This is a genomic window from Geodermatophilus sp. SYSU D01176, from assembly GCF_054050015.1.
Genome location: NZ_JBJGYN010000020.1, coordinates 44,775 through 70,552 on the forward strand (window position 1 = coordinate 44,775; position 25,778 = coordinate 70,552).

29 protein-coding genes are annotated in these 25,778 nt (G+C 75.1%); 18 read left to right on the forward strand and 11 right to left on the reverse strand.

From position 1 onward, the window contains the following. Window positions 1-78: 78 nt before the first annotated feature. The gene (locus tag ACI78Z_RS12750; RefSeq protein WP_457036905.1) at window positions 79-1,320 is read right to left on the reverse strand and encodes an MFS transporter; all 1,242 of its coding nucleotides are present in this window, start codon (window positions 1,318-1,320) and stop codon (window positions 79-81) included. 208 nt (window positions 1,321-1,528) lie between these two features. On the opposite strand from ACI78Z_RS12750, the gene moaA reads away from it, so the two are divergent. The 5 genes from moaA to ACI78Z_RS12775 all read left to right on the forward strand — a co-directional run bounded on the left by moaA (window position 1,529) and on the right by ACI78Z_RS12775 (window position 4,148). Beyond that, the gene (gene moaA / locus ACI78Z_RS12755; RefSeq protein ID WP_457036906.1) at window positions 1,529-2,581 is read left to right on the forward strand and encodes a GTP 3',8-cyclase MoaA; all 1,053 of its coding nucleotides are present in this window, start codon (window positions 1,529-1,531) and stop codon (window positions 2,579-2,581) included. Window positions 2,582-2,586: 5 nt separating this feature from the next. Next, window positions 2,587-2,829 (forward strand): MoaD/ThiS family protein, encoded by a 243-nt coding sequence (locus ACI78Z_RS12760; RefSeq protein ID WP_457036907.1) that lies wholly within the window; start codon window positions 2,587-2,589, stop codon window positions 2,827-2,829. Window positions 2,830-2,895: 66 nt separating this feature from the next. Beyond that, the gene (locus ACI78Z_RS12765; protein ID WP_457036908.1) at window positions 2,896-3,099 is read left to right on the forward strand and encodes a hypothetical protein; all 204 of its coding nucleotides are present in this window, start codon (window positions 2,896-2,898) and stop codon (window positions 3,097-3,099) included. 50 nt (window positions 3,100-3,149) lie between these two features. Then, window positions 3,150-3,647: a GAF domain-containing protein gene (locus ACI78Z_RS12770; protein WP_457036909.1), complete on the forward strand. Its 498-nt coding sequence runs from the start codon at window positions 3,150-3,152 to the stop codon at window positions 3,645-3,647. 162 nt (window positions 3,648-3,809) lie between these two features. Further along, a complete protein-coding gene (locus ACI78Z_RS12775) occupies window positions 3,810-4,148 on the forward strand; it encodes a hypothetical protein (RefSeq protein WP_457036910.1) in 339 nt (112 codons plus the stop codon). Here ACI78Z_RS12775 and ACI78Z_RS12780 read toward each other — a convergent pair. Next, window positions 4,145-4,555: a molybdenum cofactor biosynthesis protein MoaE gene (locus tag ACI78Z_RS12780; protein ID WP_457036911.1), complete on the reverse strand. Its 411-nt coding sequence runs from the start codon at window positions 4,553-4,555 to the stop codon at window positions 4,145-4,147. The two genes, ACI78Z_RS12775 and ACI78Z_RS12780, sit on opposite strands and share 4 nt — an antisense overlap. Beyond that, window positions 4,552-5,133, reverse strand: coding sequence for a nucleotidyltransferase family protein (locus ACI78Z_RS12785; RefSeq protein ID WP_457036912.1), 582 nt, complete (start codon window positions 5,131-5,133; stop codon window positions 4,552-4,554). The genes ACI78Z_RS12780 and ACI78Z_RS12785 overlap by 4 nt, the downstream gene beginning before the upstream one ends. Before the next feature lie 66 nt (window positions 5,134-5,199). Between ACI78Z_RS12785 and ACI78Z_RS12790 the strand changes: the two genes are divergently transcribed. Both ACI78Z_RS12790 and ACI78Z_RS12795 read left to right on the forward strand, forming a co-directional pair. Further along, complete coding sequence (locus ACI78Z_RS12790; RefSeq protein ID WP_457036913.1) at window positions 5,200-5,427, forward strand: antitoxin; 228 nt, start codon at window positions 5,200-5,202, stop codon at window positions 5,425-5,427. Then, entirely contained in the window at window positions 5,424-5,855 is a 432-nt protein-coding gene (locus ACI78Z_RS12795; protein WP_457036914.1) for a TA system VapC family ribonuclease toxin, read from the forward strand. Before ACI78Z_RS12790 ends, ACI78Z_RS12795 begins: the two co-directional genes overlap by 4 nt. On the opposite strand, the gene ACI78Z_RS12800 is transcribed toward ACI78Z_RS12795, so the two are convergent. From ACI78Z_RS12800 to ACI78Z_RS12815, 4 genes are all read right to left on the reverse strand, one after another. Further along, a complete protein-coding gene (locus ACI78Z_RS12800) occupies window positions 5,843-6,895 on the reverse strand; it encodes an ABC transporter ATP-binding protein (protein ID WP_457036915.1) in 1,053 nt (350 codons plus the stop codon). The two genes, ACI78Z_RS12795 and ACI78Z_RS12800, sit on opposite strands and share 13 nt — an antisense overlap. Continuing rightward, the gene (locus tag ACI78Z_RS12805; RefSeq protein ID WP_457036916.1) at window positions 6,892-7,695 is read right to left on the reverse strand and encodes an ABC transporter permease; all 804 of its coding nucleotides are present in this window, start codon (window positions 7,693-7,695) and stop codon (window positions 6,892-6,894) included. Before ACI78Z_RS12805 ends, ACI78Z_RS12800 begins: the two co-directional genes overlap by 4 nt. A 79-nt stretch (window positions 7,696-7,774) precedes the next feature. Further along, window positions 7,775-8,557 (reverse strand): molybdate ABC transporter substrate-binding protein, encoded by a 783-nt coding sequence (gene modA, locus ACI78Z_RS12810; protein WP_457036917.1) that lies wholly within the window; start codon window positions 8,555-8,557, stop codon window positions 7,775-7,777. Between the two features lie 105 nt (window positions 8,558-8,662). After that, window positions 8,663-9,058, reverse strand: a complete 396-nt coding sequence (locus ACI78Z_RS12815; protein WP_457036918.1) for a TOBE domain-containing protein — start codon at window positions 9,056-9,058, stop codon at window positions 8,663-8,665. Between the two features lie 158 nt (window positions 9,059-9,216). Here ACI78Z_RS12815 and ACI78Z_RS12820 point away from each other — a divergent pair, with 158 nt between their 5' ends. The 9 genes from ACI78Z_RS12820 (at window position 9,217) to ACI78Z_RS12860 (ending at window position 20,232) form a co-directional block, all read left to right on the forward strand. Further along, on the forward strand, window positions 9,217-11,547 hold the full coding sequence (locus tag ACI78Z_RS12820; RefSeq protein ID WP_457036919.1) for a putative bifunctional diguanylate cyclase/phosphodiesterase: 2,331 nt from the start codon (window positions 9,217-9,219) through the stop codon (window positions 11,545-11,547). 77 nt (window positions 11,548-11,624) lie between these two features. Then, on the forward strand, window positions 11,625-12,848 hold the full coding sequence (locus ACI78Z_RS12825) for a DUF2786 domain-containing protein (RefSeq protein ID WP_457036920.1): 1,224 nt from the start codon (window positions 11,625-11,627) through the stop codon (window positions 12,846-12,848). Between the two features lie 667 nt (window positions 12,849-13,515). Then, window positions 13,516-13,671 carry a hypothetical protein gene (locus ACI78Z_RS12830; protein ID WP_457036921.1) on the forward strand — a complete coding sequence of 52 codons (156 nt, stop codon included), beginning with the start codon at window positions 13,516-13,518 and terminating at the stop codon, window positions 13,669-13,671. Window positions 13,672-13,855: 184 nt separating this feature from the next. Continuing rightward, window positions 13,856-15,562: a RecQ family ATP-dependent DNA helicase gene (locus ACI78Z_RS12835; protein ID WP_457036922.1), complete on the forward strand. Its 1,707-nt coding sequence runs from the start codon at window positions 13,856-13,858 to the stop codon at window positions 15,560-15,562. A 112-nt stretch (window positions 15,563-15,674) separates the two neighbouring features. Further along, window positions 15,675-17,318 (forward strand): carbamoyltransferase family protein, encoded by a 1,644-nt coding sequence (locus tag ACI78Z_RS12840; RefSeq protein ID WP_457036923.1) that lies wholly within the window; start codon window positions 15,675-15,677, stop codon window positions 17,316-17,318. A gap of 197 nt (window positions 17,319-17,515) precedes the next feature. Beyond that, window positions 17,516-17,965 (forward strand): DUF4383 domain-containing protein, encoded by a 450-nt coding sequence (locus ACI78Z_RS12845; protein ID WP_457036924.1) that lies wholly within the window; start codon window positions 17,516-17,518, stop codon window positions 17,963-17,965. Between the two features lie 255 nt (window positions 17,966-18,220). Beyond that, a complete protein-coding gene (locus ACI78Z_RS12850; RefSeq protein WP_457036925.1) occupies window positions 18,221-18,490 on the forward strand; it encodes a DUF3040 domain-containing protein in 270 nt (89 codons plus the stop codon). Window positions 18,491-18,581: 91 nt separating this feature from the next. Next, complete coding sequence (locus ACI78Z_RS12855; RefSeq protein ID WP_457036926.1) at window positions 18,582-19,793, forward strand: acyl-CoA dehydrogenase family protein; 1,212 nt, start codon at window positions 18,582-18,584, stop codon at window positions 19,791-19,793. A 64-nt stretch (window positions 19,794-19,857) separates the two neighbouring features. Further along, window positions 19,858-20,232 carry a DUF1801 domain-containing protein gene (locus ACI78Z_RS12860; protein WP_457036927.1) on the forward strand — a complete coding sequence of 125 codons (375 nt, stop codon included), beginning with the start codon at window positions 19,858-19,860 and terminating at the stop codon, window positions 20,230-20,232. A 15-nt stretch (window positions 20,233-20,247) separates the two neighbouring features. Here ACI78Z_RS12860 and ACI78Z_RS12865 read toward each other — a convergent pair whose 3' ends face one another. The 3 genes from ACI78Z_RS12865 to ACI78Z_RS12875 form a co-directional block, all read right to left on the reverse strand. Next, window positions 20,248-20,448 (reverse strand): hypothetical protein, encoded by a 201-nt coding sequence (locus tag ACI78Z_RS12865; protein ID WP_457036928.1) that lies wholly within the window; start codon window positions 20,446-20,448, stop codon window positions 20,248-20,250. A 79-nt stretch (window positions 20,449-20,527) separates the two neighbouring features. Next, window positions 20,528-20,722: a hypothetical protein gene (locus ACI78Z_RS12870; protein WP_457036929.1), complete on the reverse strand. Its 195-nt coding sequence runs from the start codon at window positions 20,720-20,722 to the stop codon at window positions 20,528-20,530. A 124-nt stretch (window positions 20,723-20,846) separates the two neighbouring features. Next, window positions 20,847-22,433 (reverse strand): LCP family protein, encoded by a 1,587-nt coding sequence (locus ACI78Z_RS12875; protein WP_457036930.1) that lies wholly within the window; start codon window positions 22,431-22,433, stop codon window positions 20,847-20,849. Window positions 22,434-22,625: 192 nt separating this feature from the next. On the opposite strand from ACI78Z_RS12875, the gene ACI78Z_RS12880 reads away from it, so the two are divergent. Next, window positions 22,626-23,429 (forward strand): exodeoxyribonuclease III, encoded by an 804-nt coding sequence (locus ACI78Z_RS12880; RefSeq protein ID WP_457036931.1) that lies wholly within the window; start codon window positions 22,626-22,628, stop codon window positions 23,427-23,429. Between the two features lie 112 nt (window positions 23,430-23,541). Here the strand turns inward: ACI78Z_RS12880 and fdhA are convergent, their stop codons facing one another. Further along, window positions 23,542-24,762, reverse strand: coding sequence for a formaldehyde dehydrogenase, glutathione-independent (gene fdhA / locus ACI78Z_RS12885; RefSeq protein ID WP_457036932.1), 1,221 nt, complete (start codon window positions 24,760-24,762; stop codon window positions 23,542-23,544). Window positions 24,763-24,978: 216 nt separating this feature from the next. On the opposite strand from fdhA, the gene yaaA reads away from it, so the two are divergent. Beyond that, entirely contained in the window at window positions 24,979-25,737 is a 759-nt protein-coding gene (gene yaaA / locus ACI78Z_RS12890; protein ID WP_457036933.1) for a peroxide stress protein YaaA, read from the forward strand. Window positions 25,738-25,778 lie beyond the last annotated feature (41 nt).

Consider the following 25,778-nt stretch of genomic DNA (forward strand, 5'->3'; position numbering starts at 1 on the left):
GGGGGCGCCGCGCACGCACCCGGGCGCGCGGCCTGCCGGGACCCCGCCTACCCGGGAGCCCCGCGTGCTCAACCGTCGTCAGGAGTGGTCGAGCAGCCGGGCCGGGGGTGGGAGGACGGGTGCGGGACGGGCCCGCAGCAGCGGAGCCCCGGCCAGCGCCAGCAGCGCCGCGAGCGCCGCGGCGCCCGCCGGGACGGCGAACGCGGACTCCGCGCCCCACGCGTCGACGGCGGCGCCGGCCAGCGCGGACCCGGCCGTGACGCCCAGGGTGAGGCCGGTGGTCGTCCACGACAGCGCCTCGGTGAGGGCCGTGCGCGGCACCCGCGACTCGACCAGCGAGGTCCCCGAGACCAGCACCGGCGCGATGGCCGTGCCGGCGAGGAACCCCACGGCCACCAGGACCGCCAGCGAACCGACGCCCCACAGCAGCTGCGCGGCCAGGCCGAACGCGACGGCGGTGACCACGAAGCGGGCGGCGAGCGTCCCGGGCAGCCGGGCGACGCCGTAGACCAGCCCCGCGACGAGGCTGCCGAACGCGTAGACGGCCAGCGCCACCCCGGCCATCGCGGGCGCACCCTGCTCGTCGGCGAAGCCCACGACGACGACGTCCATCGCGCCGAACACGGTGCCGACCGCCGCGTAGCTGACCGCCACGACCAGCACCGTCGCGTTGAGCGCGGCCCACCGGCGGGACGGCCCGCCGGGGTCGGCCGGCTGCACGGCCGGCTCGGTGGCACGCTGGCCGGCCAGCCAGAAGCCACCGACCGCACCGAGCGTGATGCCGGTGAGGAAGCCGACGGGCGGGGCGACCAGCGTCGCGAGCAGCGTGACCAGCGGCGGGCCGACGACGAAGACGACCTCGTCGACGACCGCCTCCAGGGCGAAGGCGGTCTGCCGGCGGTCCGGCTCGGCCAGCGCCTCGACCCAGCGGGCGCGCACCAGCGAGCCGATGTTGGGCCCGCTGGCGCCGCACAGCGCGGCCAGCGCGAACCAGGTCCACAGCGGCGCCCCGAGGGTCACCGCGGCGACGAAGCCGTAGCCGGCCAGCAGGTAGCCGGTCATCGCCCAGCGCAGGACGGCGCCCTGGCCGCGGCGGTCCATGGCGCGCGCCCATTGCGGGCTGGCGACCGAGAAGCTCAGCGCCAGCGTGCCGGAGACCGCGCCGGCCAGCCCGTAGCTGCCGGTCTCGGCGGCGACGAGCAGGACGGCGCCCAGACCGAGCATCGGGATGGGCAGCCGGGCGACCCACCCGGCGAAGGAGAACGCCAGCGAGCCGGGGACGGCGAACAGGCGGGCGTAGGGGCCGAACACGGTTGACACGGGACGTCTCGCGCTTCCTGGCCACAGGCGAGTGCGGTGCTGCCCGCCGGTCTCTCGGGTGGCTCCGCGACCGTAGCAACGGACTCCCGCGCCCCGCCGCCGGTTTCCGCGGAAACCGCTGCCGGACACCATCCGCACGGGACCGCCGCCGGTCGCACCGCCCGTTCGGGGAGGGCACACCGTCACCCCCGCGCACTACATTCGGGGTGTGACCTCGACCAGCCCGCTCCCGGACCCGGTGGTCCGCCGTCCGGACCCCACCCCCGGCACCGGCGGGCTGGTGGACCGGCACGGCCGCGTCGCGACCGACCTGCGGGTGTCACTGACCGACCGGTGCAATCTGCGCTGCACCTACTGCATGCCGCCCGAGGGCCTGGACTGGCTGCCCAAGGTCGAGGTGCTCACCGACGAGGAGATCGCCCGGATCGTCCGCATCGGCGTGGAGCAGCTCGGCATCCGCGAGGTCCGGTTCACCGGCGGTGAGCCGCTGCTGCGCCCGGGCCTGGTCGGCATCGTCGCCGCCACCACCGCGCTGGAGCCCCGCCCCGAGGTCAGCCTGACCACGAACGCGATCGGCCTGGCCCGGGTCGCCCCCGCGCTGGCCGCCGCCGGCCTGGACCGGATCAACTGCAGCCTCGACACCGTCGACCGCGACCGCTTCAGGCAGCTCACCCACCGCGACCGGCTCGACGACGTCCTCGCCGGCCTCGCCGCCGCCCAGCGGGTCGGGCTCACCCCGGTCAAGGTCAACGCCGTCCTGCTGCGCGGCATGAACGAGGAGGACGCCGTCCCGCTGCTGGACTTCTGCCTGGAGCACGGCTACCAGCTGCGCTTCATCGAGCAGATGCCGCTGGACGCCCACCACGCCTGGACCCGTGGCGAGATGGTGACCGCCGAGGACATCCTCGAGCGGCTGTCGGCCGCGTACACCCTCACCCCCGACACCGAGGAGCGCGGTTCGGCCCCCGCCGAGCGCTGGCTGGTGGACGGCGGCCCGGCGACCGTCGGGGTCATCGCCTCGGTGACCCGGTCGTTCTGCGGCAGCTGCGACCGCACCCGGCTGACCGCCGACGGCCAGGTCCGCAACTGCCTGTTCGCGCGCGAGGAGTCCGACCTGCGGACGCCGATGCGCGACGGCGCCACCGACGCGGAGCTGGCCGACCGCTGGCGGATCGCCACCCTGGGCAAGCTGCCCGGGCACGGCATCGACGACCCGAGCTTCCTGCAGCCGGCCCGGCCGATGTCGGCGATCGGCGGCTGAGGCCCGTGCCCGTCACCGTCCGCTACTTCGCCGGGGCCCGCGCCGCCGCCGGGGTCGACACCGAGACCCGGGACGCCGGCACCCTGGCCGAGCTCGTCGGCCAGATCGTCGAGGCGCACGGGGAGCGTCTGGAGAAGGTGCTCACCGCCTGCTCGTTCCTGGTCGACGGCACGCAGACCCGGGACCGGTCGCTCACGCTGGCGCCGGGCACGGTCGTCGACGTGCTGCCGCCCTTCGCCGGGGGGTGAACGGCGCCGGTGGCCGACGAGCCCGAGAACGGGCCCGTCGGCCACCGGTCGTCGGAGAATGACCCCATGAGCATCTGGGAGAGGGCCAAGGCCAAGGTCGAGGAGCTGGTCGGCCGCGCCGAGGAGGTGTACGGCGAGTCCCACGGGGACGCCGCGGCACAGCTGCACGGGGAGGCCCACCGCCTGGAGGCGGAGGCCGAGGAGGAGGCCGCGCTCCGCGAGGACACCGTCCGGCGGGACCCGGACGGCGGCGCGGCCCCGACCCGCTGACTGTGCACGATCCCGTACCGGAATCGGGACGGACCGAGGACGATCGGGGTGTGGCCACTCCCCCGGTGCTGGACGTCGCCCCCTGGCGCACCTTCCAGGACGCGGCCTGCGGGGCGCTCGAGGCGCTGCACCGGCGCCTGGGCTGGGACGTGTGGGTGGTGACCCGGGTGGTGGACGACCGGCAGGTCGTGGTGCACGCCCATCCACCCGACGTGATCCCCCCGGGCACCTGGTTGCCGTGGGCGGACACCTTCTGCCGGGCCATGGTCGCCGGCGAGGCCCCGCGGGCGGCCACGGTCACCGCTGCCGTCCCGGCCTTCGCCAAGCGCATGAGCGGGCCGGCCGCGCGGATCGCCGCCTACATCGGCGTTCCGCTGGTCACCCCGGACGGCGACCTGTTCGGCACGCTGTGCGCGTGGGGGTTCCGCGCCCGGCCCCGCAGCGCCGCACACGACCTGCCCCTGGTCGAGGCGGTGGCGCGCCTGCTGAGCACGCTGCTCGCCGCCGGCATGACGCCGTCCGAGCCGCCCCCGGCTGCCCGCGACTGACCGGGCACCCGGCCGGGGTCGGGACGGAAGTCCCTACCCCCGCGCACGGAAGGCACGCGAGGCTGTCCCGTGACGGTGCAGTGCCGCGCTGTTGCAGGCCCCGCACGTGGGCCGCCGCCGGTCTGCCGGGCCGGATCACCCGCCGAGTCGTGGAGACGTCACATGCCCCCATCCGTCCTGTCCGTCGTCCGGGTGCAGGCCGACGGCCGCGTCCTCGCCGAGGCCGACATCCGCCGCACCGGCGAACCGGGTGTCGTCGCCTCGGCGATGCACGTGGAGTCCGGCCACCTGCCGGTGGGCACCGGCACCCGCCTGGTGGACGCCGTCCTCGACCAGGCCCTCCTGGACGAGGCCGAGCTGCTGGTCGCCACGATGCCGCTCAACGACACCGAGATGCTCGACCGGGTGCGGCAGCGCAGCGGCGACGTCGCCGCGCGGGCCGTCGGCGCCACGAAGATCGTCGAGGCGCGGCTGGTGCCGCGGTCCCGCCAGGCCCTCTAGGGGCAGGCGACCCACTCCTCCTCGCCGTCGGTGAAGACCTGCCGCTTCCAGATCGGCAGCCGCTCCTTCACCAGGTCGACGAGCTCGGCGCAGGCGGCGAAGGCGTCCCCGCGGTGCGAGGTGCTGACCGCGCAGGCCAGTGCCACGTCACCGATGCCGAGCATGCCTACCCGGTGGGAGACGGCGACGGCGTGCACCTCGGGCCGGGCGGCGAACTCCTGCGCCAGCTCCACGATCACCTGCTCGGCGCTCGGGTGGCCCACGTACTCCAGCTCGGTGACCGAGCGGCCGCCGTCGTGGTCGCGGACCACCCCGGCGAACGACACGACCGCGCCGGCCGCCTTGTCGGCGACGGCGTCCTCGTGCTCGGCGACGGACAGGGGTGCGTCGACGACCCGGGCGATCACGGCGCCGACGGTACCCCGCCGGGCGGCACGTCCAGGTCGGTCGGATCGGCCAGGCCGGTGCAGTCGACCTCGGTGACGTCGTGGGTGGCCAGGTAGCGGCGGGCGCCCTCGTCGCCGGTCGCGGTCCCGGCGACCCCGGCCCAGTGCTCGCGGCCGAGCAGCACCGGGTGCCCCCGGACGCCGTCGTAGGAGGCGACGGCCAGCGCCTCGGGGGCGGCGTGCGCCGCGACCGCGGCCAGCGCCTCCGGCGTCATCCCGGGCATGTCGACGAGGGTGACCAGCGCGGCGTCGACCCGTCCCGGCCAACCGCGCAGCCCGTCGAGCCCCGTCCGCAGCGAGGACGCCATCCCGCTCTCCCAGTCGCGGTTGGCCAGCACCGTCGCGCCGTCGAGGTCCGCGGTCCGCCAGACGTCGACCGCCTGCGCCCCGAGGACGACGAGCACCGGGTCGCAGACCGCGCGCGCCGTCCGCACCGCCCGCTCGACCAGCAGGCTGCCCTCGTACTCCACCAGCGCCTTGGGCATGCCGTAGCGCCGCCCGCCACCCGCGGCGAGCACCAGTCCCGCGACCGATCCCATGCCGTCCACCCTGGCACAGGGCTCCGCACCTTGATGCAGGTAAGGGCCGCGGCGCATCATGGCGCAGTGCGGACCACCATCGACCTCCCGGAGGACCTGCACCGGCTGACCACGGCGATCGCCCGCGACGCGGGGACCTCGTTGAGCGAGACCGTCACCCGGCTGCTGCGGGCGGCTCTCACCGCGCCCGGGCCGAGCCGGGTGACGACCGACGAGCTGACCGGGTTGCCCGTCATCTCCCTCGGCCGACCGACGACCAGTGAGGACGTGCGGTCGCTGGACGACGAGGAGTGACGAACCTCCTCGACGCGAACGTGCTCATCGCCCTCGTCGTGACCGACCACGTCCACCACGAGCCGGTCCGGCAGTGGTGGGTCTCCGACGCCGGGCGCTTCTCGACCTGCCCGGTGACCCAGGGAGCGCTGGTCCGCCACCTGCTCCGAGCCGGCGTCGCAGTGGACGACACCAGGACCGTGCTGCGCGGCTGGACCTCCAGCGAGCGGCACGAGTTCTGGCCCGACGACCTCGGCTACGGCGAGGTGGACCTCCGCGGCGTCGTCGGGCACCGGCAGGTGACCGACGCCTACCTGGCGGCCCTGGCGCGGGCCCGCAACGGTCGGCTGGCCACCCTGGACCGGGGGCTGGCCCTCCTGCACCCCGACGTCGCGCTCCTGCTCGAGCCGCCGGATCCTGCGCAGCGCGCTCCGTCTCAGCGTGCGTAGACCGCCACCTCGGAGGCCTTGACCACGGCCCAGACCGGCGTGCCGGGGGCGAGGCCGAGCTCGGCGAAAGCGGTCGCGGTGACGTCGGCGACCAGCGGCACCTCGCCGTCCAGTTCGCAGCGCACGGTCGACCCGTGCGGGGTGGCCGAGACCAGCCGGGCCGGCCACACGTTGCGCGGGCTGCCCTCCGGGCGCGCCGGGTACAGCGCCACCGACTCGGGGCGGACGGCGACGAACACCGGCCCCGCGGTCTCCTCGGCCACCGCCACGCGGCCGCCGCCGTCCAGCCGCACCGTCGTCCCCTCGCCGGTGCCCGGCAGCAGCGCCAGGCCGACCAGCCGGGCGACGTAGTCGGTGCGCGGGTGGCGGCTGACGTCGGCCGGCGTCCCGGCCTGCACGACCCGGCCCTCCTCGACCACGACCACCCGGGCGGCCAGCGCCATCGCGTCGACCGGGTCGTGGGTGACCAGCACCGTGCTGCCGGGGAAGTCGGCGAGGTGGTGGCGCAGCTCCGCGCGCACGGTCAGCCGGGTGCGGGCGTCCAGCGCGGAGAGCGGCTCGTCGAGCAGCAGCAGCGCCGGCTCCCCCACCAGCGCGCGAGCCAGCGCCGCCCGCTGGGCCTGGCCACCGGAGAGCCGTCCGGGCCGCCGGTCGCCGAGGTCGGCGATGCCCACGCGGGCCAGCCACTCGCGGGCCGCGGCGCGGGCGGCGGGCCTCCCGACGCCGCGGGTGCGCAGCCCGAAGGCGACGTTGTCGGTGACCGACAGGTGCGGGAACAGCAGGTGGTCCTGGAAGACCATGCCGAGCCGGCGCTCGTGGGCGGGCACGTGCACGCCGGCGGGGACGTCGTCCCACGTCTCGGGCCCGACGGCGACCCGGCCGCCGCTGGGCGGCAGCAGGCCGGCGAGCACGCGCAGCAGGGTGGACTTGCCGGCGCCGTTCGGGCCGAGGACGGCGAGCACCTCGCCGTCGGCCACCTCGAGGCCGAGCTCCACGGTCAGCGGGCCGCGGTCGACCCGGATGTCGGCGGTGAGGCTCACCGGACCGCCGCTCTCGTGAGCCAGCGGTCACGCAACAGCAAGAGCGTGGCGACGGAGACGACTAGCAGGACCAGGGAGAGCACGATCGCCGCGTCGGGGTCCTGCTGCAGGGCCAGGTAGACCGCGAGCGGCATCGTCTGAGTCGTCCCCGGGAAGTTGCCGGCGAAGGTGATGGTGGCGCCGAACTCGCCGAGCGCGCGCGCCCAGCAGAGCACCGCGCCGGCGGCGATCCCGGGTGCGACCAGCGGCAGGGTGACCCGGCGGAACGTCGTCCAGCGGTCGGCGCCCAGGGTGGCGGCGGCGTCCTCGAAGCGGGCGTCGGCGGCGCGCAGGGCCCCCTCGACGCTGATGACGAGGAAGGGCATCGCCACGAACGTCTCCGCGATCACCACCGCGGTCGTCGTGAACGGGATCGTGAGGCCGAAGGCGTCGTCGAGCCAGCTGCCGACGACGCCCTGCCGGCCCAGGACGAGGAACAGCGCGACGCCGCCGACCACGGGCGGCAGCACCAGGGGCACGGTGACCAGGGCGCGCAGCACCGACCGGCCGCGGGCGCGGGACCGGGCGAGCACCCAGGCCAGCGGGACGCCGAGGACCAGCGACAACGCGGTCGCGGCCGTCGCCGAGACGAGGCTGAGGCGCAGGGCCTGACCGACCGCGGGGCTGGTCAGCTGCGGCAGCAGCTCCCCCCACGGGGCGCGGAGGACCAGGCCGGCCAGCGGCAGCACGAGGAAGGCGACGGCGAGGACGGCGGGGACGAGCAGCGGGAGCGGGACGCCGGCCTCCCTGCGCCGGCTCACGATGCCCACGGTTCGCTCCCGGGCGGCGCTCCGCTCCTCGCTCGCTGGCGCTCGCTGCGATGCTCACGCCGCTGTCCACTCACGGGGTGCGGAAGCCGGCGTCGGCGAGCGCCCGCTGTCCCTCCTCCGAGCGCACCAGCTCGACGAAGGCGGCCGCGGCCTCCGGGTTGGGCGCGTCGGCCAGCACCGCGATCGGGTACTCGTTGACGACCTGCTCGGCCTCGGGGACGTCGATGCCCTCGACCGCGTCCCCGGCCGCGGTGACGTCGGTCGTGTACACCAGCGCGGCGTCGACCTCGCCGAGCTCGACCTTCGTCAGCGCGGCCCGCACGTCCTCCTCGAGCGTGTCGGGGACGGCGGCCACGCCGGCGGCGGCGAGGACGTCCTCGGCGGCCGCGCCGCAGGGCACCTGTGGCGCGCAGACCGCGATCGTCAGGTCCTCCCGCGCGAGGTCGGCCAGGCCGGTGACCCCGGCCGGGTTGCCCGCCGGGACGGCGATCTGCAGCACGTTGGCGGCGAAGACCTGCGGCTCGCCGTCGGCGAGCCCGGCGTCGGTGACGACGGCCATCTGCGACCCGTTGGCGCTGGCGAAGACGTCGGCCGGGGCGCCCTGGGTGATCTGCGTGGCCAGCGCAGAGCTGCCGGCGAAGTTGAACTGCACGTCCAGGCCGGGGTCGCCGGCCTCGAGCCGGCCCCCGAGGTCGGTGAAGACGTCGGTCAGCGAGGCGGCGGCGAAGACGGTGAGCGTGCCGCCGGGCCCGGCCGGGCCGTCGCTCGCCGCCGCCGTCCCGCCGTCCGCGGACCCGCCGCAGCCGGCCAGTTCGAGCACGAGCGCCGCGCCGAGCAGGGCACGCTTGGACATGGGACCTCCCTCGGCGGACCGCCGCGGTCCGCGCCTGCGGGACGGTAACCCGCTCGGGCCCGCAGTTGCGACTACCCGGTCGGGCAGTGCCTCCCGCGGGTGCGGTCAGGGGATGTCGACGCTGACCTGGGTGGCCTTGACCGTGGCGACGGCTCGCACCCCGACATCCAGGCCGAGTTCGTCGGCCGCCTCGCGCGACATCAGGGAGACCAGCCGGAACGGCCCGGCCTGGATCTCCACCTGGGCCATCACGGTGTCGCGGACGACGCGGGTGACGATGCCGGTCAGCCGGTTGCGGGCCGAGGAGCCGCGGGTGGCGCCGGGCTCGGGCGCCTCGTGCAGCTGGGTGGCCAGCCGGGCCAGGTCGGCGCCGTCGACGGAGGCCGGGCCGCCGCCGTGGCGGGAGGCAGGGAGCCGGCCGCTGTCGATCCACCGGCGCACCGTGTCGTCGCTGACGCCGAGCAGGCCCGCGGCCTCGGCGATCCGGTAGGCGGTCGTCACCGGGGCAGGCTAGCCGCCGCACCCGATCCGGGGGCGCGCCACGATCCGACCCGTCGTCCAGCGGTGGACAGCGGCCGGCGGGGTAGGACCCGGACCTGGACGAGGTGGGGATGCAGCCGGCGCCCGCTCCCGTCGGGAGAGCAGGGGGACGGGGGAACATGCGCCGGAGGTGGCGGGGTCCGCTGATCGTCTCGGTGCTGTACCTGGGGCTCTGGCTGGGGCTGGACGCCATCGCCAGCGTCTTCCAGGCCCGCCAGGAGGTGTCGCTGTGGTACCCCCCGACCGGGCTGAGCTTCGCCCTGCTGCTGGTCTTCGGGCTGCGGTACGCCCCGCTCCTCCTGCTGACCGACCCCCTGCACGGACTGGTGGTGAGCAGTCCAGGGGTCGGCTGGGTCAGCGTCTGGCTCGGCGGGCTGGTCAGCACCGTCGTCTACACGGCCGTGGCCTGGCTGCTGCTCCGGCGGCTGCGGATCGACCCCCGCCTCCCCGCGCAGCGCGACGTCATCTGGCTGCTGGGGCTGGCCGCCGTCGCCGGGCCGTTCCTGGTCGCCGTCGTCCAGGTCCTCCAGTACACCGTCGTGGGGCTGCTGAGCCGGGGCGAGTTGTTCCGGGGCGTCCTCGGCTTCTGGTCGGGCCGGGCCACCGGCGTCGGCGTGCTGACGCCCGCACTGCTCGTCGCGAGCCGGCGGGTGCCCGCGCTCTGGCGCGACCGGCCCGCGCTCCCCGGGCCGGTCCGGGTCGGCCGCGGGGACGGGCACCGGGCTTGGGCGGGCCGCGTCCGGCCACGGTGGCTCGGCCGGCTGGCCGCCCGCGCGCTGGACCCGCGGCTGGAACTCGTCGGCCAGGGCACGCTGCTGCTCGCGACGCTGTACCTGGCCTACGGCGAGCCGGCGGTCGGCGGGCTGGACCTGGCCTACCTGGTGTTCGTGCCGCTGATCTGGATCGCCGTCCGCGGCGGGCTGCCCCGGGTGGCGTTCGCCGTCCTGGTCGCCAACACCGTCGCCGTGGCGCTGGTCGGCCGGGATGTCGTGGACAGCCCGCTGCGGCTGCAGCTGGGCCTGGTGACCCTCACCCTGGCCGGGTTGATGCTCGGCGCGCTGGTGACCGGCCGGCAGGCCAGCATCGCGGCCGCTGAGCACGCGGCGGTCCACGACTCGCTCACCGGGCTGGCCAACCGGGTCCTGCTGATGGACCGCCTGGAGGCCGCGGCGCACCGGGCCGAGCGCCGTCCGGACAGCCGGTTCGCGGTGCTCTACTGCGACCTGGACGGCTTCAAGGGGGTCAACGACCAGCTGGGGCACGACGCCGGCGACGAGCTGCTCGTGGCGGTCGCGCGCCGGCTGGAGAAGGCGGTGCGGCCCGGCGACCTGGTCAGCCGCCTCGGCGGGGACGAGATGGCCGTCCTGCTCGACGGCGTGACCGGTGTCGAGGAGGCGGCGGGGGTGGCCGAGCGGCTGCTCGCCGCGCTGGCCGAGCCGTGCGCCGTCGACGGCCGGGAGGTCGTGGTCACGGGCAGCGTCGGGGTGGCGCTCGCCGACGCCGAGGGCCTGGCAGGGCCCCGGCTGCGCGGGGAGCGGGAGGGCCTGGCCGGCCCGGACGAGGACGGGCACGCCGAGGAGGTGCTCCGGGCGGCCGACCTGGCCCTGCAGCGCGCCAAGGCGACCGGGGGCAACCGGTACGAGGTCTTCAACGAACCGCTGCGCCGGCAGACCCGGGACCGGCTGGGTCTGCGCGCCGCGCTGCGCCGGGCGGTCGGGGCCGGGGCGGTGACCGTCGCCTACCAGCCGATCGTGCGAGTGGCGGACGGCCGGCTCGCGGCCGTGGAGACGCTGGCCCGGTGGCACGACGCCGAGCGCGGGGCCGTCCCGGCGGCGGAGTTCATCGCCGTGGCCGAGGAGACCGGGCTGATCCACGACCTCGGCATGCAGGTGCTGGAGCAGGCCTGCACCCAGGCCGCTCGGTGGCGGCGGACCTTCGGGTCCACCTCGACCCCGCGGGTGGCGGTCAACGTCTCGACCCGTCAGCTGCTCCCCGCGGACTTCGCCCCGCGCGTGCTGGCCCTGCTCGACCGCGTCGGGCTGCCGGCGGACGCCCTCGAGCTCGAGATGACCGAGTCCTGCGCCATGGAGCCGGGCGCGAGGGCAGCGCTGGAGCGCTTCACGGCCGCCGGCGTCACGCTCGCCGTGGACGACTTCGGCACCGGCTACTCCAGCTTCGCGGCGCTGCGCGAGCGGACGCCCCAGGCCTTCAAGCTCGACCGCTCCTTCGTCGCGCGGCTGCCCGACGACCGGCCGACCGACGCGATCGTCTCGGCCGTGCTCGCGCTCGCCGGGCACCTCGGCGCCTCCGTCACCGCCGAGGGCGTGGAGACCGAGGAGCAGCTCCAGCGCCTGCAGGAGCTGGGGTGCCCGCAGGTCCAGGGCTTCCTCCTGGGCGGCCCGGCGACCGCGGAGCAGATCGAGCGGGACTGGCTCAGCCGTCCGAGGTGACCGGGGCCTGTGGACGACGACCGGCCGTCCACAGCTCCTCCCCGGCACCGTCCGACGGTCGGGGGAGCATCCCGGGCATGGCCGCGACGACCGCTTCCGATGCCCGGCTCCGGGACCTGCTGCTGCACCGCGGTTGGTCTCCCGGCAGCCCCTCCCTCGCCGCCACGGCCTCGGGGCTCGCCGCGGCCGATCCCTCGGTCGACGCCGGCGGGCACACGACGCAGCTGCTGCTCGAGGCGCTGTCGGGCGCGTGGGAGCGGGGGTGGCAGCCGGCCGATGTGGCGCACGCGGTCCGCGGCCGGGGTACGGCCCGGTCGTCCCGGTTGCTGGTCGCGCTCGTCGCGGAGGGGGCACGGCTCGCGGGCGCCGCCACCCGCGCGCCGGACGGGTGGGTGGCGCAGCTGCGGGAGCTCGGCGCCCTGACGCCCGGGGACCCGGCGGTCGTGGCCGCCTGGCACCGCGCGCAGGGCCGGCCGGCCGAGGAGTCGTGGCGGACGGTGCTGGTGCTCGCCACCGCACTGCGCTGCCTGGCCCGCATCGACCAGCTGGTGCCGCCGCCGTCCCGGTGGGGTGCGGGAGCGCGGCGGGGGCCGGTGGCGTCCGCGGCGGACGACGCGCGCGTGCTGCGGCGCATCCGGGCACTGCTGGCGAAGGCCGAGTCGACGGAGTACGCCGAGGAGGCCGAGGCGCTCACCACCAAGGCGCAGGAGCTGATGACCCGTCACGCGGTCGACACGGCACTCCTGGACGCCGGCGGGACACCACCCCGCACGGACGTCGCCACCCGCCGGGTGCACGTCGACGACCCGTACGTGCGGGCCAAGACGCAGCTGCTGGGCGCGGTCGCCGACGCCAACGGCGTCCGGTTGGTCTGGTACCAGGGCCTGGGCATCGCGAACCTGGTCGGCCTCGCCGCCGATCTGGACGCGGTCGAGCTGCTGTTCACCTCGCTGCTGCTGCAGGTGGGGCAGGCGCTCGGAGCCGCCGAGCGGGCAGCGGGACGGCGGTCGGGCTCGCGGTCGTTCCGCCGGGCGTTCCTCCTCGGCTACGCGGGCCGCATCGGCGAGCGGCTGACCAGCGCCCGCGAGCGGGCCACGGCGACTGCCGCCGCCGAGCAGGGCGTGGACCTGCTGCCCGTGCTGCGCTCGCGTCAGGTGGCGGTCGACGACGTGTTCACCGAGCTCTTCCCGCGCGTGCGCAGCTCCCGCAGCCGCTCCTCGATGGACGCCGGGGGCTACTGGGCCGGCCGCGCGGCCGCCGAGTCCGCCGACGTCGGGTCCCGCCGCTCACCCCTGCGCTGAGTCACGGCCTTCCCGCGAGAACGTCCCGCACGGACACGTCTCCGCGGGACCGTCTCGCGGGACGCCCCGCCGCCTCGACGCGTACGGGCCATCCCGGTGGCGTTCCACGTGGAACCTCGTCCTGCTCTGCGACGTCGACCACGGCCTGGTGCACGACCTCGACCTGGTGCTGGCGCGCGTCGCGGGGCGGCTCGTCGCGACCGCACCCGACGGCCGGCACGTCTGGGGCACCGCCGACGCCGCCTTCCACGCCGGTCTCCCCGGCCTCGACGACGGCTCACTCCCCGTCGACCCTGACGACGTCGGCGCGCCCCGGCCGACCACCGCGGACCCCTTCACCGGCGTCCACCCCATCGACACCCGGACCGGGCGGCGCCCCGTGCCACCCGGCACCAGCGACAGCGACTCCGACACGGGAACGCGCCCGGCCCGGAGGAGTCGGCACGTGGCGACGGGACGGCACGGACGCCGCCCCGGGAGCCGACCGAGGGGCGTCGCGACACGACCGGCGCCCGCATCCCCACCCGGCCGCCGCACCGCCGGTGGTCCCCGCACCGACCCAGGAGGCAGCCCGAGCCGCCGACCGGCCACCGCCGGAGAGGCGTCGGCCGCGCTGAGCCGGGTCCTCTTCCCGACAGGCGAACCACCCCTGGCCGAGACGATGCCCGTGAACGGCGAGCGGATGGACCTGCGTTACGCGGTGGGCGTGCTCATGAGCCACGGCGACCTGCTGCGCCGTCTGGCCGCGGAGGCCGCAGCCGGGATCGGGGGCGAGGCCGAGGCCGAGGCCGAGGCCGGGATCGGGGCCGGCCAGACCACCTGAGCCGCCGTTCCCGGCGGAACGTGCGCGTTCCCGCGGAGACGCACACCGGACACCGCGCTCCCCGCACCGGCTGGGCGACTGACCCGGCCGGCGCACCCCCGGACGGCGACGGCGTTCCCGCGGGAACGTCCGGCCGTCACCTGCGAGTCGTTTGCCGATCCCGGGCGTCGGGCAGCGGGGGCCGGTGCCCCGCAAGAAGCAGACCGACCCCGCCGGGGCGTCCCCCTCCGTCCGCACCCGCCGCATCCGGGAGACCGCCCGCGAGCTCCTCGGCTACGACGAGTTCCGGCCGGGCCAGGAGGAGGCGATGCAGTCGGTCGCCTCGGGGCGCGACACCCTCGCCGTGCTGCCCTCCGGCGCCGGCAAGACCGCCGTCTACCAGGTCGCCGGCCAGCTGGTCGACGGGCCGGTGCTCGTCGTCTCCCCGCTCATCGCCCTGCAGCGCGACCAGGTGGAGCGGCTCGCCGAACTGGACGGGCTCGACGGCCGGGCCGCCCAGCTCAACTCGGCCCTCTCGGCCGGCGACCAGCGCGCCGCGCTCGAGGGCCTGGCGGGCGGAACGGTCCGCCACCTCTTCCTCGCCCCCGAGCAGCTGACCAAGCCGGAGGTCGTCGAGGCCATCGCCGAGGCCCGTCCGGCGCTGTTCGTCGTCGACGAGGCGCACTGCGTCTCCGCGTGGGGCCACGACTTCCGCCCCGACTACCTGCGGCTCGGCGGCGTCATCGAGCAGCTCGGCCACCCGACGGTGCTCGCCCTCACCGCCACCGCCGCACCGCCGGTGCGCGCGGAGATCGTCGAGCGGCTGGGCATGCGCGACGCCCGGGTCGTCGTCGCGGGGTTCGACCGGCCGGAGATCCGGCTGGAGGTCGAGCAGCACGCTGACGCCCACGGCAAGGACCAGGCCGTGCTCGACCGCGTCATCGAGCTGGTCGGCGCGGGCCGGGTACCCGGCATCGTCTACAGCGCCACCCGCAAGGGCACCGAGTCCGTCGCCGCGGAGCTGACCGAGCGCGGGCTGCGGGTGCGGCCGTACCACGCGGGGCTGAAGAAGTCCGAGCGCGAGGACACCCAGCGCGCGTTCATGGACGACGAGCTGGACGTCGTCGTCGCCACGACCGCCTTCGGCATGGGCATCGACAAGCCCGACACCCGATTCGTCGTCCACGCCGAGCCCGCCGACTCCGTCGACAGCTACTACCAGGAGATCGGCCGCGCCGGTCGCGACGGGCAGCCCGCGCTGGCCCTGCTCGTGTACCGCCAGGAGGACCTGGGCCTCCGCCGGTTCTTCGCCGCCGGCGTCCCGGCCGAGGAGGAGCTGCAGCAGGTCGCCGGGTTGGTCGGCGCGGCCGAGGCCGCCGGCATCGACGACGGCGTCGACGTCAAGCAGCTGCGCGAGGAGACCGGCCGCGCCGCCACTCCCCTGGCCCGCGACCTCAACCTGCTCGAGCAGGTGTCGGCCGTCGTCCTCGACGAGGACGGCGCCGCCCACCCGGCCGAGGATGCGCCCCCGCCCGGGGAGGCCGCGGCCGCCGCCCGGGAGCTGGCCGAGCACCACGAGCGGGTCGACCAGAGCCGGGTCGAGATGATGCGCGGCTACGCCGAGACCACCGAGTGCCGCCGGCAGTTCCTGCTCGGGTACTTCGGCGAGCAACTGGAGAAGCCGTGCGGGAACTGCGACAACTGCGACGCGGGCCTGTCCCAGGAGCAGCCCGACGACGACGAGACCCCGTTCCCCCCGCAGGCCGCCGTGCAGCACGCCGAGTGGGGCCCCGGCGTCGTCATGCGCGTGGAGGACGACCGGCTCGTCGTCCTGTTCGAGGAGGTCGGCTACAAGACGCTGGCGCTGGCCGCCGTCCTCGACAACGACCTGCTCCAGCGCCGCGACACCTGAGCGGGTGGCGGTTTCCGCGGAAACCGCCGTTCGCCCTGCGGACGGCCCCCGACGGCTCGATGATCACCACGGAGACCGGGCGACCCGCGTGCCCGGCGAGAGGAGTACACGGGTGAAGGTCCTCGGCATCAACGCCATCTACCACGACCCCTCGGCGGCCCTGGTCATCGACGGCCGGGTCGTGGCCGCGGCCGAGGAGGAGCGGTTCAGTCGGCGCAAGCACGGCAAGCGCCCGCTGCCGTGGAGCGCCTGGGAGCTGCCCGAGCTGTCCGCGGCGTGGTGCCTGGAGCACGCCGGCGTCCGCCCCGAGGAGCTCGACGCCGTCGCCTACTCCTTCGACCCCGCGCTCATGGGGACGCCGGAGGAGTCCGGCCTGTTCGACGACGGCGACGTCATGCGGAAGATGTACGCCGAGAAGGCGCCGGACTTCCTGGCCCACGCCCTGCCGGGGCTCGACCCGGCGAAGGTCCGCTTCGTCAAGCACCACGTGGCGCACGCCGCCTCCGCGGGGCTCGCCGCGCCGCAGCGGGACAACGCGGTGCTGGTGCTCGACGGCCGTGGCGAGGCGCACAGCCACCTGTCCGGCCGCTACACCGACGGCCACCTGGAGGTCCTGGCCGGCCAGGCGCTCCCCCACTCGCTGGGCCTGATGTACGAGGAGCTCACCGACCACCTCGGGTTCCTGCGCAGCTCCGACGAGTTCAAGGTCATGGCGATGGCCTCCTACGGCAAGCCGCGGTTCGTCGGCGAGCTCTCGGAGCTGATCCGCGCCACCGGCGACGGCGGCTTCCGCACCGAGAGGATCGGCTTCTCCGAGTACGCGCCGCGTCTCGGCAAGGGTGACGACTGGACCGAGGCACACGCGGACCTGGCCGCCAGCGTCCAGCAGCGCCTGGAGGAGGTGCTCGTGGACCTGGCCCGCTGGGTGCACGAGCAGACCGGCGAGAAGATCCTCACCCTGGCCGGCGGCACCGCGCTCAACTGCGTGGCCAACACCCGCATCCTCGCCGAGAGCCCGTTCGAGCAGGTCTGGGTGCAGCCCGCCGCCGGCGACGCCGGGACGGCGCTGGGCGCGGCCCTGCACGTGGCCGCGGAGCTGGGCGAGCGCACCGAGCCGATGCCGGGTGCCGCGCTCGGCCGGGGCTGGAGCGACGACGAGATACAGCAGTGGCTGGAGACGGCGGCGATCGACTACGAGCGGCCGGACGACGTCGCCGAGGCCGTGGCCGAGGTGCTGGCCGACAACGGCATCGTCGCCTGGTTCCAGGGCCGCAGCGAGTTCGGCCCGCGCGCGCTCGGCCACCGCTCGCTGCTGGCCCACCCCGGCCACGAGGCCAACCTGGAGCGGATGAACGACGTCAAGGGCCGGGAGCAGTTCCGCCCGGTGGCGCCGATGGTCCTGCTGGAGCGGGCGCCGGAGATCTTCAGCCGGGGTCCGATCCCCTCGCCGTACATGCTCTTCGTGCACGACGTCGCCCCGGAGTGGAAGGACCGCATCCCGACGGTCACCCACGTCGACGGGACGGCGCGCATCCAGACCATCGACCGCGAGACCGAGCCGCTGGTGCACCGCATGATCTCCGCCTTCGAGCGGCGCACCGGCATCCCGGTGGTGGTCAACACCAGCCTGAACACCGCCGGGCGGCCGATGGTCGACGACCCGCGGGACGCGCTGGAGTGCTTCGGCTCGGCGCCGGTCGACCTGCTCGCCATCGGTCCGTTCGTCGTCCGCCGACCCCGGCCCACCCCGCGCTGACCCACGGGCGCCCGACTGAACCGGGATGGCGGCTCGCTGCGAACTCCCAGGTGACGGGCCACGTCCCCGCAGATAACAGTCGGGCAACGGTCGTCCTCCGATCGGGGGATGACCGTTACCGGCTGTCAGGCGGGGGTAATCCGGGCCCGGACCGTCCAATACAGGACGGGCCGCGCACGCACATCGGGAGGACCCCCATGTCGGCAACATCCGGCAACACCGGCACCGGCCGCGGCGCCATGACCTGGCCCCAGCTGCTGGGGCTGGCGTTCGGCGCGATCTACCTGCTGGTCGGGATCGTCGGCTTCTTCGTCACCGGTTTCGGCGACTTCTTCGCCCACGACACCAACCAGACCCTGGTCGGCTTCGAGATCAACGGCATGCACAACGTCGTCCACATCGTCATCGGTGTGGCCGGCCTGCTGCTGGCCCGCACCCTGGCCGGCGCGCGCACCTACGGCTGGCTGCTGGCCGTCGGCTACGGCGCCGCGTTCGTCTACGGGCTGATCGCGATCGGCCAGCCGTGGGACTTCCTCAGCATCAACGCCGCTGACAACGTCCTGCACGTCCTCACCGCGATCGTGGGTCTGGTCATCGCGCTGGGTCCGGTGCGCACCGCCGTCGGCGGCCGCACCTCCCGCGTCTGACACAGGACCCCCTGCCCCCCCCCCCGCCACTCGCACGCTCGCGGCGGGTCCCTGCAGGGGGCCAACCGGAGGCCGGGTCCCGTACGGGGCCCGGCCTCCGACGCGTCCGGGCCCGGACCGCGCACGAGGGGCTTCCGGGAGGGTCGCCGACGGCGGAGGCTGATCGCGGGGCGCGCCCCCGGGGACGACGCCGACCGCGCCCCCCGTCGCGCCCGAGCCAGGGGCGCCGCACGTGCCGGAACCGGAGGCCGTGCCGTGGACGACGACGCCGTGCTGCGCGCTCTGGGCGAGGAGCTCGCCCGGGAGGACCCCGACCTGGCCGCTCGCCTCAGCGCCGCCCCCGGCGTGCGGGTCCGGCCACCCGGGCGCGGGGCGTTCTGGCTCGTCCTCGCCGGCGCCGTGGTGGCGGTGGCCGCGACCTTCCTGTTCGGGCCGGCGGTGTTCGGCGTGATGGCCGTGCTGGTGCTGATCGGCTGCCCGTTCGCGGTCAGCCACTACCTGCCGGACGACGGCCCGTCGTCCTGACAGCGTCATCCCGGGCCCCCCGGACGTGGAGCCGGGGACGGAGCCGGACCCCTCGCGAGACGCCGGTCACCCCAGGCTCTACGTTGCGCTCATGGACTTCGCCCTCTCCGCCCGAGCCGAGGACGTCTGCGGCCGGATGTGGGACTTCATGCGTGAGCAGGTCTTCCCCGCCGAGCCGGTCTACGACGCGTGGCGCGCCGAACGCGGTCACGACAACCACGAGCACCCGCCGGTGCTGGAGGAGCTCAAGGTCGAGGCGCGCAAGCGCGGCCTGTGGAACCTCTTCCACCACGAGCTCGGCGGGCTGACCAACCTGGAGTACGCCTCCGTCGCCGAGATCATGGGCTGGTCGCCGGTGATCGCCCCCGAGGTCACCAACTGCGGGGCGCCGGACACCGGCAACATGGAGACCCTGATGCTGTTCGGCACGCCCGAGCAGAAGGAGCGCTGGCTCCAGCCGCTGCTGGAGGGCGAGATCCGGTCGGGCTTCGCGATGACCGAGCCGGACGTCGCGTCGTCCGACGCCCGCAACGTCCAGACCTCGATCGTGCGCGACGGCGACGAATACGTGATCAACGGGCGCAAGTGGTGGATCACGGGCACCGCCGACGAGCGCTGCCAGATCTTCATCGTGATGGGCAAGACCGACCCCGACGGGCCGCCGCACCGCCAGCAGTCGATGGTGCTGGTCCCCCGGGACACCCCCGGCTTCGAGGTCGTCCGGCACCTGCCGGTCTTCGGGTACCAGGACCAGCACGGCCACTCCGAGCTGCGGTTCACCGACGTCCGCGTGCCGGCGTCGCACCTCCTGGCCGGCGAGGGCGACGGCTTCATGATCGCGCAGGCCCGGCTCGGCCCCGGCCGTATCCACCACTGCATGCGCGCCATCGGCATGGCCGAGAGGGCCCTGGCGCTGATGGTGGAGCGCTCGCAGAACCGGGTGGCCTTCGGCCGCCCGCTGGCCGACCAGGGCACGGTCCGCGAGAGCATCGCCCTCTCCCGGATGGAGATCGACCAGGCCCGCCTCTACGTGCTCAAGACCGCGGACCTGATCGACAAGTTCGGGGCCAAGGGCGCCCGCACCGAGATCTCCGGCATCAAGGTCGCCGCCCCGCGCGTCGCGCTCGCCGTCATCGACCGGGCGATCCAGCTGCACGGTGGCGCCGGCGTCAGCGACGACACCGTGCTGGCCCGCTTCTACGCCAGCGCCCGCACGCTGCGGATCGTCGACGGCCCGGACGCCGTGCACATCCGGGGGGTCGCCAAGGAGGAGCTGGCCCGGGAGCGTCCCTTCACGGGCTGACGAAGGACCCCGTCCGGGCACCGCTACCCTCCCGGGTGTCGGTGCCCGGTGCCAGGCTGCGCCCATGCCCAGGGACCCCGAGGCCGACGACCTGCTGAGCGAGCACCCCGAGACGGTGGTGGCCACCGCCCAGCGGCTGCGCACGGTGCTGCTCGACGCGCACCCGCAGCTCGAGGAGCGGGTGCGGCGCGGTTGGCACTCGATCAACTACCGCGACCCGGTGGCCGGGTTCGTCTGCGCGGTGTTCCCGACGGCGGACCGCGTACAGCTGGTGTTCGAGCACGGTGCGCGGCTGCCCGACCCGGAACGACGGCTGACCGGCACCGGGCGGCAGGTCCGTGCGCTCGACCTCACGGCGGCCGAACACGTCGACCCCGAGGTGGTCGGCGTGTTCCTCGACCACGCCGTCGAACTGGGCGCCGGACTCCGCCGCCGCTGAGCCCCCCGGACGACGTCAGGGGGCGATGGTCCCGCCGAAGCCGCCCCCGGCCAGCTTGGCCATCAGCTGCGTGCGGTCGAGGCCGATGGCCTCCAGCGCGGCGCCGTCCCGGTCGGTGTCGATCTCGTCGGGCAACTGCGCGGCCACCTTGTCGGCGGTCTCATTGTCGCCCTCCGTGTGCAGCACGCGCAGCAGCTCCTGCTTGTCCAGCCTCACGCCTGACCTCCGCTCGGTCGTCTCCGGTGGGTCCACAGCGTGGTACGCGCCACCTCTGACCGCAAACGCGCCTCGGGAATCAGCGGCGCTGCGCGCGCCGGTACAGGACGACGGCGACCACGGCGAGGACGGCGCCGAGGAACAGCTGCGCGATGCCCACGACGGCCTGGTCGCTGACGAACCAGGTGCCCGCCGACACCAGCAGGACGACGGCGACGCCGGCCGCGAGGATGGCGACGAGCCGCTCGCGGCCGTCCCCGGCGGGTGAGGTCATGCCGTCGACCCTAGGTCGCGCGGCGGACCGGCGACCGGGCCCCGTCCCTGGTGAGGTACTGGAACGGCCACCCTCCAGGGACCCGCGCCGAGTGTGCGGGGCGTCGGGGGAAGGGTGGCCCTCTTCAGTCGGCCTGGTTCGGGGGCTCACCGGCGGCCCGCGCCTCGGCGGCCCGGACGGGGTCGTAGGCGCAGGCGTCGGCCACGTCGGTCACCGTCGCGGCGTCACCCGCGGGAGCCCCCGGTGCCGGGGTCGGCGAACCCGGAGCCGGGGTGGGCGTCGGGGTCGGCGTGGCGGTGCCGTCGGCAGCGTCGTCGCCCGCCGGGGTGGGGGTGATCGCGTCCTCGACGATCGCGCGGATCCGGTCGTAGTCCGGGTAGGCCGGGTCGATCACGGTGTCGTCGAAGACGACGCTGCGGACCTCGGCGTCCTTGACCAGGAACGCCAGGTCGACGAAGTCGTCGAGGGCCGACTGCGGGATGTCGGTGCTCACGATGTCCTGCGTGGTGGCGGCCAGCTCCTGGTAGCGCTCCAGCAGGGTCACCGGGTCGGCCGCGTCGATGATCGCGTCGATCGTGCAGCGCTGGCGGGCCATCCGGTCGTAGTCGGTGAGCCCGAAGCGGCCGCGGGCGAAGGCCAGAGCCCGCGCGCCGTCCATGGTCTGGTCCGGCCCCGGCTCGATGTAGTCGTCGGGCAGCTCGCCGGTGCCCGGGTTGCCGTTGATGGGCACCCAGTAGTTGACGTTGACGGTGATCCCGCCGAGGGCGTCGACCAGCCGGCTGAACCCGTCGAGGTTGACCAGCACGAAGTAGTGGATGTCCAGGCCGAGCGCCTCGCCGACGCCGAGCTTGAGGAAGTCCGCGCCCGGGTCGTCGGTCCGCCCGAGGACGTCGGGGTACGCGGCCGGGCCGTTGCGGTAGACGGCGTTGAGCAGGCTCTCGCTCTCGCTGCCGGCGTCGAAGCCGTCCGGGTAGACCTCACTCAGCGGGCTGTCCGCCGGGAAGGGCAGGTCCTCGAGGTTGCGCGGCAGGCTGAACAGCGTCGTGTCCCCGGTGTCGGTGTCCACGCTGGCCACGATCACGGTGTCGGTGCGCACGCCCTCGCGCCCCTCGCCGCCGTCCCCGCCGAGCAGCAGCACGTTGACGCGCTCCTGGTCACCGAAGGGGTCCGCGGTCTCGGTCACCGTGGCCGACTCGCGGTCGGCGAAGAGCCCGTCGATGAGCCCCCGCTGGGCGAGGGCCACCTGGCCGACGGTGACCGCCGGGTAGGCGACCCCGGCCACGAGCGCCGCGACCAGGGCGCCGCCCAGCAGGTGCTTGGCCCGGGAGGTCCGGGGCGGCAGCAGCGCCCGGTAGCCGCCCACGACGACGAGGACCCAGAGCAGCCCCAGCACGACGACGCCGCCGAACACCCACGTGAGCGCGGTCGGGTCGACGGCGACCTGCGCGGCGGCCCGCTGCCCCGCGGTGGCCAGCCAGGCGGCGACGCCGACCAGCAGCAGGAAGCCGACGAGCACCAGGGCGCCCAGCCGGCGTCGGCCGGCGGCGAGGAACGCCGTCCCCGGGAGGACGGCGTTCAGCAGGGTCAGGCCCAGCACCGCGGGGAAACCGCGGCCCGGGGTGTGCGACCGGGGCGGGGACGAGTTGGGCGGTGGGGGCAGGGGCCGCGACGGGCCGATGGGACGCGTCAGGTCCCACTCGTGCTCGCTCACGCGCTCTCCTCGCTGTCCAGGTCCGGCCCCGTCTCGCGGCCATGCTCCCACCACCGTGCCGCCGTGCCGCCGTTCCGCCGCCCCACCTGCGTGAACGCCCGCCGTGTACCCCGCGGGTGGACGGACTCACCCCCGGCCCGGTCCCCGGAAGCCGGGACACCGCCCGACGGGCACTCCGTATGGTCGGTCCCCGTGCGCATCGCCACCTGGAACGTCAACTCGATCCGCACCCGCGCCGACCGGGTGGTCGCCTGGCTGGAGCGCTCCGACGTCGACGTCCTGGCTCTCCAGGAGACGAAGTGCCGGGACGACCAGTTCCCCGAGTCGCGCTTCACCGACCTCGGCTACCAGGTCGCGCACGTCGGCCACTCGCAGTGGAACGGGGTGGCGCTGCTCTCCCGCGTCGGCCTGGAGGACGTCGAGGTCGGCTTCCCCGGGATGCCGACCTGGTCCGCGAAGGAGGGGCTCGACCCCGCGCCCGAGGCCCGCGCCCTGGGCGGCACGTGCGGCGGGGTCCGGGTGTGGAGCCTCTACGTGCCCAACGGGCGCACGCTGACCGATCCGCACTACGAGTACAAGCTGCGCTGGCTGGAGGCGCTGCGGACGGCGGCCACCGGCTGGCTGGCCCAGGACGCTGGCGCGCAGGTCGCCCTGGTCGGCGACTGGAACATCGCCCCGCAGGACGACGACGTGTGGGACGTGCGGGTCTTCGCGCACTCCACGCACGTCTCCGAACCCGAGCGGGCCGCGTTCCGCGCGATCGTCGACGCGGGGTACGCCGACGTCGTCCGGCCGTACACGCCCGGCCCCGGCGTCTACACCTACTGGGACTACACGCAGCTGCGTTTCCCCCGCCGCGAGGGCATGCGGATCGACTTCGTGCTGGGCTCACCCGCCTTGGCCGCCCGGGTGACGAATGCCCTGATAGACCGGCAGGAGCGCAAGGGCAAGGGGGCCAGCGACCACGCGCCCGTGGTGGTCGAACTCACAGGCTGAGCTGCGGCTTCGCCGTTGTTGCACCAGGTGGTGACCGCCGCCTCGGCGCGATCATGGCGCCGGGACCACCCCGGACGGGCCGGAGGTGGCCACGGCGCCATGATCGCCGGTTTCACGCGGCCGGGATCATCCCGTTCGGGTCGAGGATGTACTTCTTCGCCGCGCCCTGGTCGAACTCCTGGTAGCCCCGCGGCGCGTCCTCGAGCGGGATCACCTCGGCGTTGACCGCCTTCGCGATCTGCACCCGGTCGTGCAGGATCGCCATCATCAGCTGGCGGTTGTAGCGCATGACCGGGCACTGGCCGGTGGTGAACGCGTGCGACTTCGCCCAGCCCAGGCCCAGCCGGATCGACAGCGACCCGGTCTTCGCCGCCTCGTCGACCGCGCCCGGGTCACCGGTCACGTAGAGGCCGGGGATGCCGAGGGCCCCGCCGGCCCGGGTGATGTCCATCAGCGAGTTGAGCACGGTCGCCGGCGCCTCGCGCTCGGCGTCCTTGCCGTGCCCGCGGGCCTCGAAGCCGACCGCGTCGACGCCGCAGTCCACCTCCGGCTCGCCCAGGATCTGCGCGATCTGGTCCTTGGGGTCGCCCTGGGAGACGTCGACGGTCTCGCAGCCGAAGCTGCGGGCCTGGGCCAGCCGGTCGGCGTTGAGGTCGCCGACGATGACGACCGCGGCGCCGAGCAGGTGGGCGGAGGCGGCCGCCGCCAGCCCGACGGGGCCGGCCCCGGCGATGTAGACCGTCGACCCGGTGCCCACCCCGGCGGTGACGCAGCCGTGGTAGCCGGTCGGGAAGATGTCCGACAGCATCGTCAGGTCGCGGATCTTGGCCAGCGCCTGGTCCCGGTCCGGGAACTTCAGGCAGTTCCAGTCCGCGTACGGGACCATCACGTACTCGGCCTGGCCGCCGGTCCAGCCACCCATGTCGACGTAGCCGTAGGCCGAGCCCGGGCGGTCGGGGTTGACGTTCAGGCAGATGCCGGTCTTGCCCTCCTTGCAGTTGCGACAGCGGCCGCAGGCGATGTTGAACGGCACGCTGACGATGTCACCGACCTCGAGGAACTCGACGTCGGCGCCCTTCTCCACGATCTCGCCGGTGATCTCGTGACCCAGGACCAGCCCCTCGGGCGCCGTCGTCCGCCCGCGGACCATGTGCTGGTCGCTGCCGCAGATGTTGGTGCTGACCGTCTTGAGGATGACCCCGTGCGGGGTCTTGCGACCGACGTTGGCCGGGTTGACCCCCGGCCCCTCCTTCAGTTCCAGCCCGGGGTAGTCCAGGTCGGCGACCTCGACCCTGCCCGGCCCCATGTACATGACTGCCTTGTTGCCTGCCACGGACGCTCCTCCTCCTCGGCGCCGGCACGCCTCTGTGCCGGTCGCGGTGCCCACCGTCCCCAGGGCCCCGGCGACCGGTCCTCTCTGTCCGTGACGGTCCTCCGGGGCTCGGAGGCGGCAGGGTCAGAGTGTGGTCCGTGACACCCCCGGTGCGGCCCGCCAGAAGACGGCACCGGGATCCGACACGCGGTCTGTGGACACGTAGTGTGGCCTGTCGTGCTCGTCCTGCTGCCGCCGTCGGAGACCAAGGCCCCCGGTGGGGACGGCGCTCCGCTCGACCTCGCCGCACTCTCCTGGCCGGAGCTCACCGACGTCCGCGCCGGCCTGGTCAAGGCGCTGGTCGAGCTCGCGGCCGACCGGCCGGCCGCCCGCGCCGCACTGGGCCTGTCGGCCGCACAGGACGACGCGGTGACGTGCAACGCGGAGCTGCTCGGCGCGCCGACGCTGCCCGCCCTGGAGCGCTACACCGGCGTCCTCTACGACGCCCTCGACGTGCGGTCGCTGACCCGCGCGCAGCGCGCCCGGGCCGACCGGCGGCTGGCGGTCGGGTCCGCGCTGTTCGGAGTGGTCCGCGGCACCGACCGCATCCCGGCCTACCGGCTGTCGGCCGGCTCGGCGCTGCCCGGCCTGCCGACGCTGCGCGGCCTGTGGCGGCCGGCGCTGGGCACGGTGCTCGGCGCCGTCGACGAGCTCGTGGTCGACCTGCGCAGCGGCGCCTACGCCGCGCTGGCCCCGGTGCCCGGCGCGGTCACCCTCGAGGTGCTCAGCGAGCGCCCCGACGGCACGCGGGCGGTGGTGAGCCACTTCAACAAGGCGCACAAGGGCCGCGTCGCCCGGCTGCTGGCCACCACGACCGGCGAGCCAGGGGACGTCGTCCGGCTGCGCGCGCTGCTGCGCCGCGCCGGGTTCCACGTGGAACACCCCGGCGGCAGCGCGCTGACCCTCGTCGTCCCGGCGGAGCGGGCCTCCCGTTGAGCTGACACGCGCTGTTGCCACGGAGGTGATCTGCGTCGGGA

What these genes read in the sequence shown, in the direction of transcription:
- ACI78Z_RS12820 (WP_457036919.1), top strand. Translation starts at nt 9,217, where the DNA reads ATGCGCCGGAGGTGGCGGGGTCCGCTGATCGTCTCGGTGCTGTACCTG.
- ACI78Z_RS12785 (WP_457036912.1), bottom strand. Translation starts at nt 5,133, where the DNA reads ATGGGATCGGTCGCGGGACTGGTGCTCGCCGCGGGTGGCGGGCGGCGC.
- ACI78Z_RS12775 (WP_457036910.1), top strand. Translation starts at nt 3,810, where the DNA reads ATGCCCCCATCCGTCCTGTCCGTCGTCCGGGTGCAGGCCGACGGCCGC.
- modA (WP_457036917.1), bottom strand. Translation starts at nt 8,557, where the DNA reads ATGTCCAAGCGTGCCCTGCTCGGCGCGGCGCTCGTGCTCGAACTGGCC.
- ACI78Z_RS12860 (WP_457036927.1), top strand. Translation starts at nt 19,858, where the DNA reads ATGCCCAGGGACCCCGAGGCCGACGACCTGCTGAGCGAGCACCCCGAG.
- ACI78Z_RS12825 (WP_457036920.1), top strand. Translation starts at nt 11,625, where the DNA reads ATGGCCGCGACGACCGCTTCCGATGCCCGGCTCCGGGACCTGCTGCTG.
- ACI78Z_RS12845 (WP_457036924.1), top strand. Translation starts at nt 17,516, where the DNA reads ATGTCGGCAACATCCGGCAACACCGGCACCGGCCGCGGCGCCATGACC.
- ACI78Z_RS12870 (WP_457036929.1), bottom strand. Translation starts at nt 20,722, where the DNA reads ATGACCTCACCCGCCGGGGACGGCCGCGAGCGGCTCGTCGCCATCCTC.
- ACI78Z_RS12855 (WP_457036926.1), top strand. Translation starts at nt 18,582, where the DNA reads ATGGACTTCGCCCTCTCCGCCCGAGCCGAGGACGTCTGCGGCCGGATG.
- ACI78Z_RS12765 (WP_457036908.1), top strand. Translation starts at nt 2,896, where the DNA reads ATGAGCATCTGGGAGAGGGCCAAGGCCAAGGTCGAGGAGCTGGTCGGC.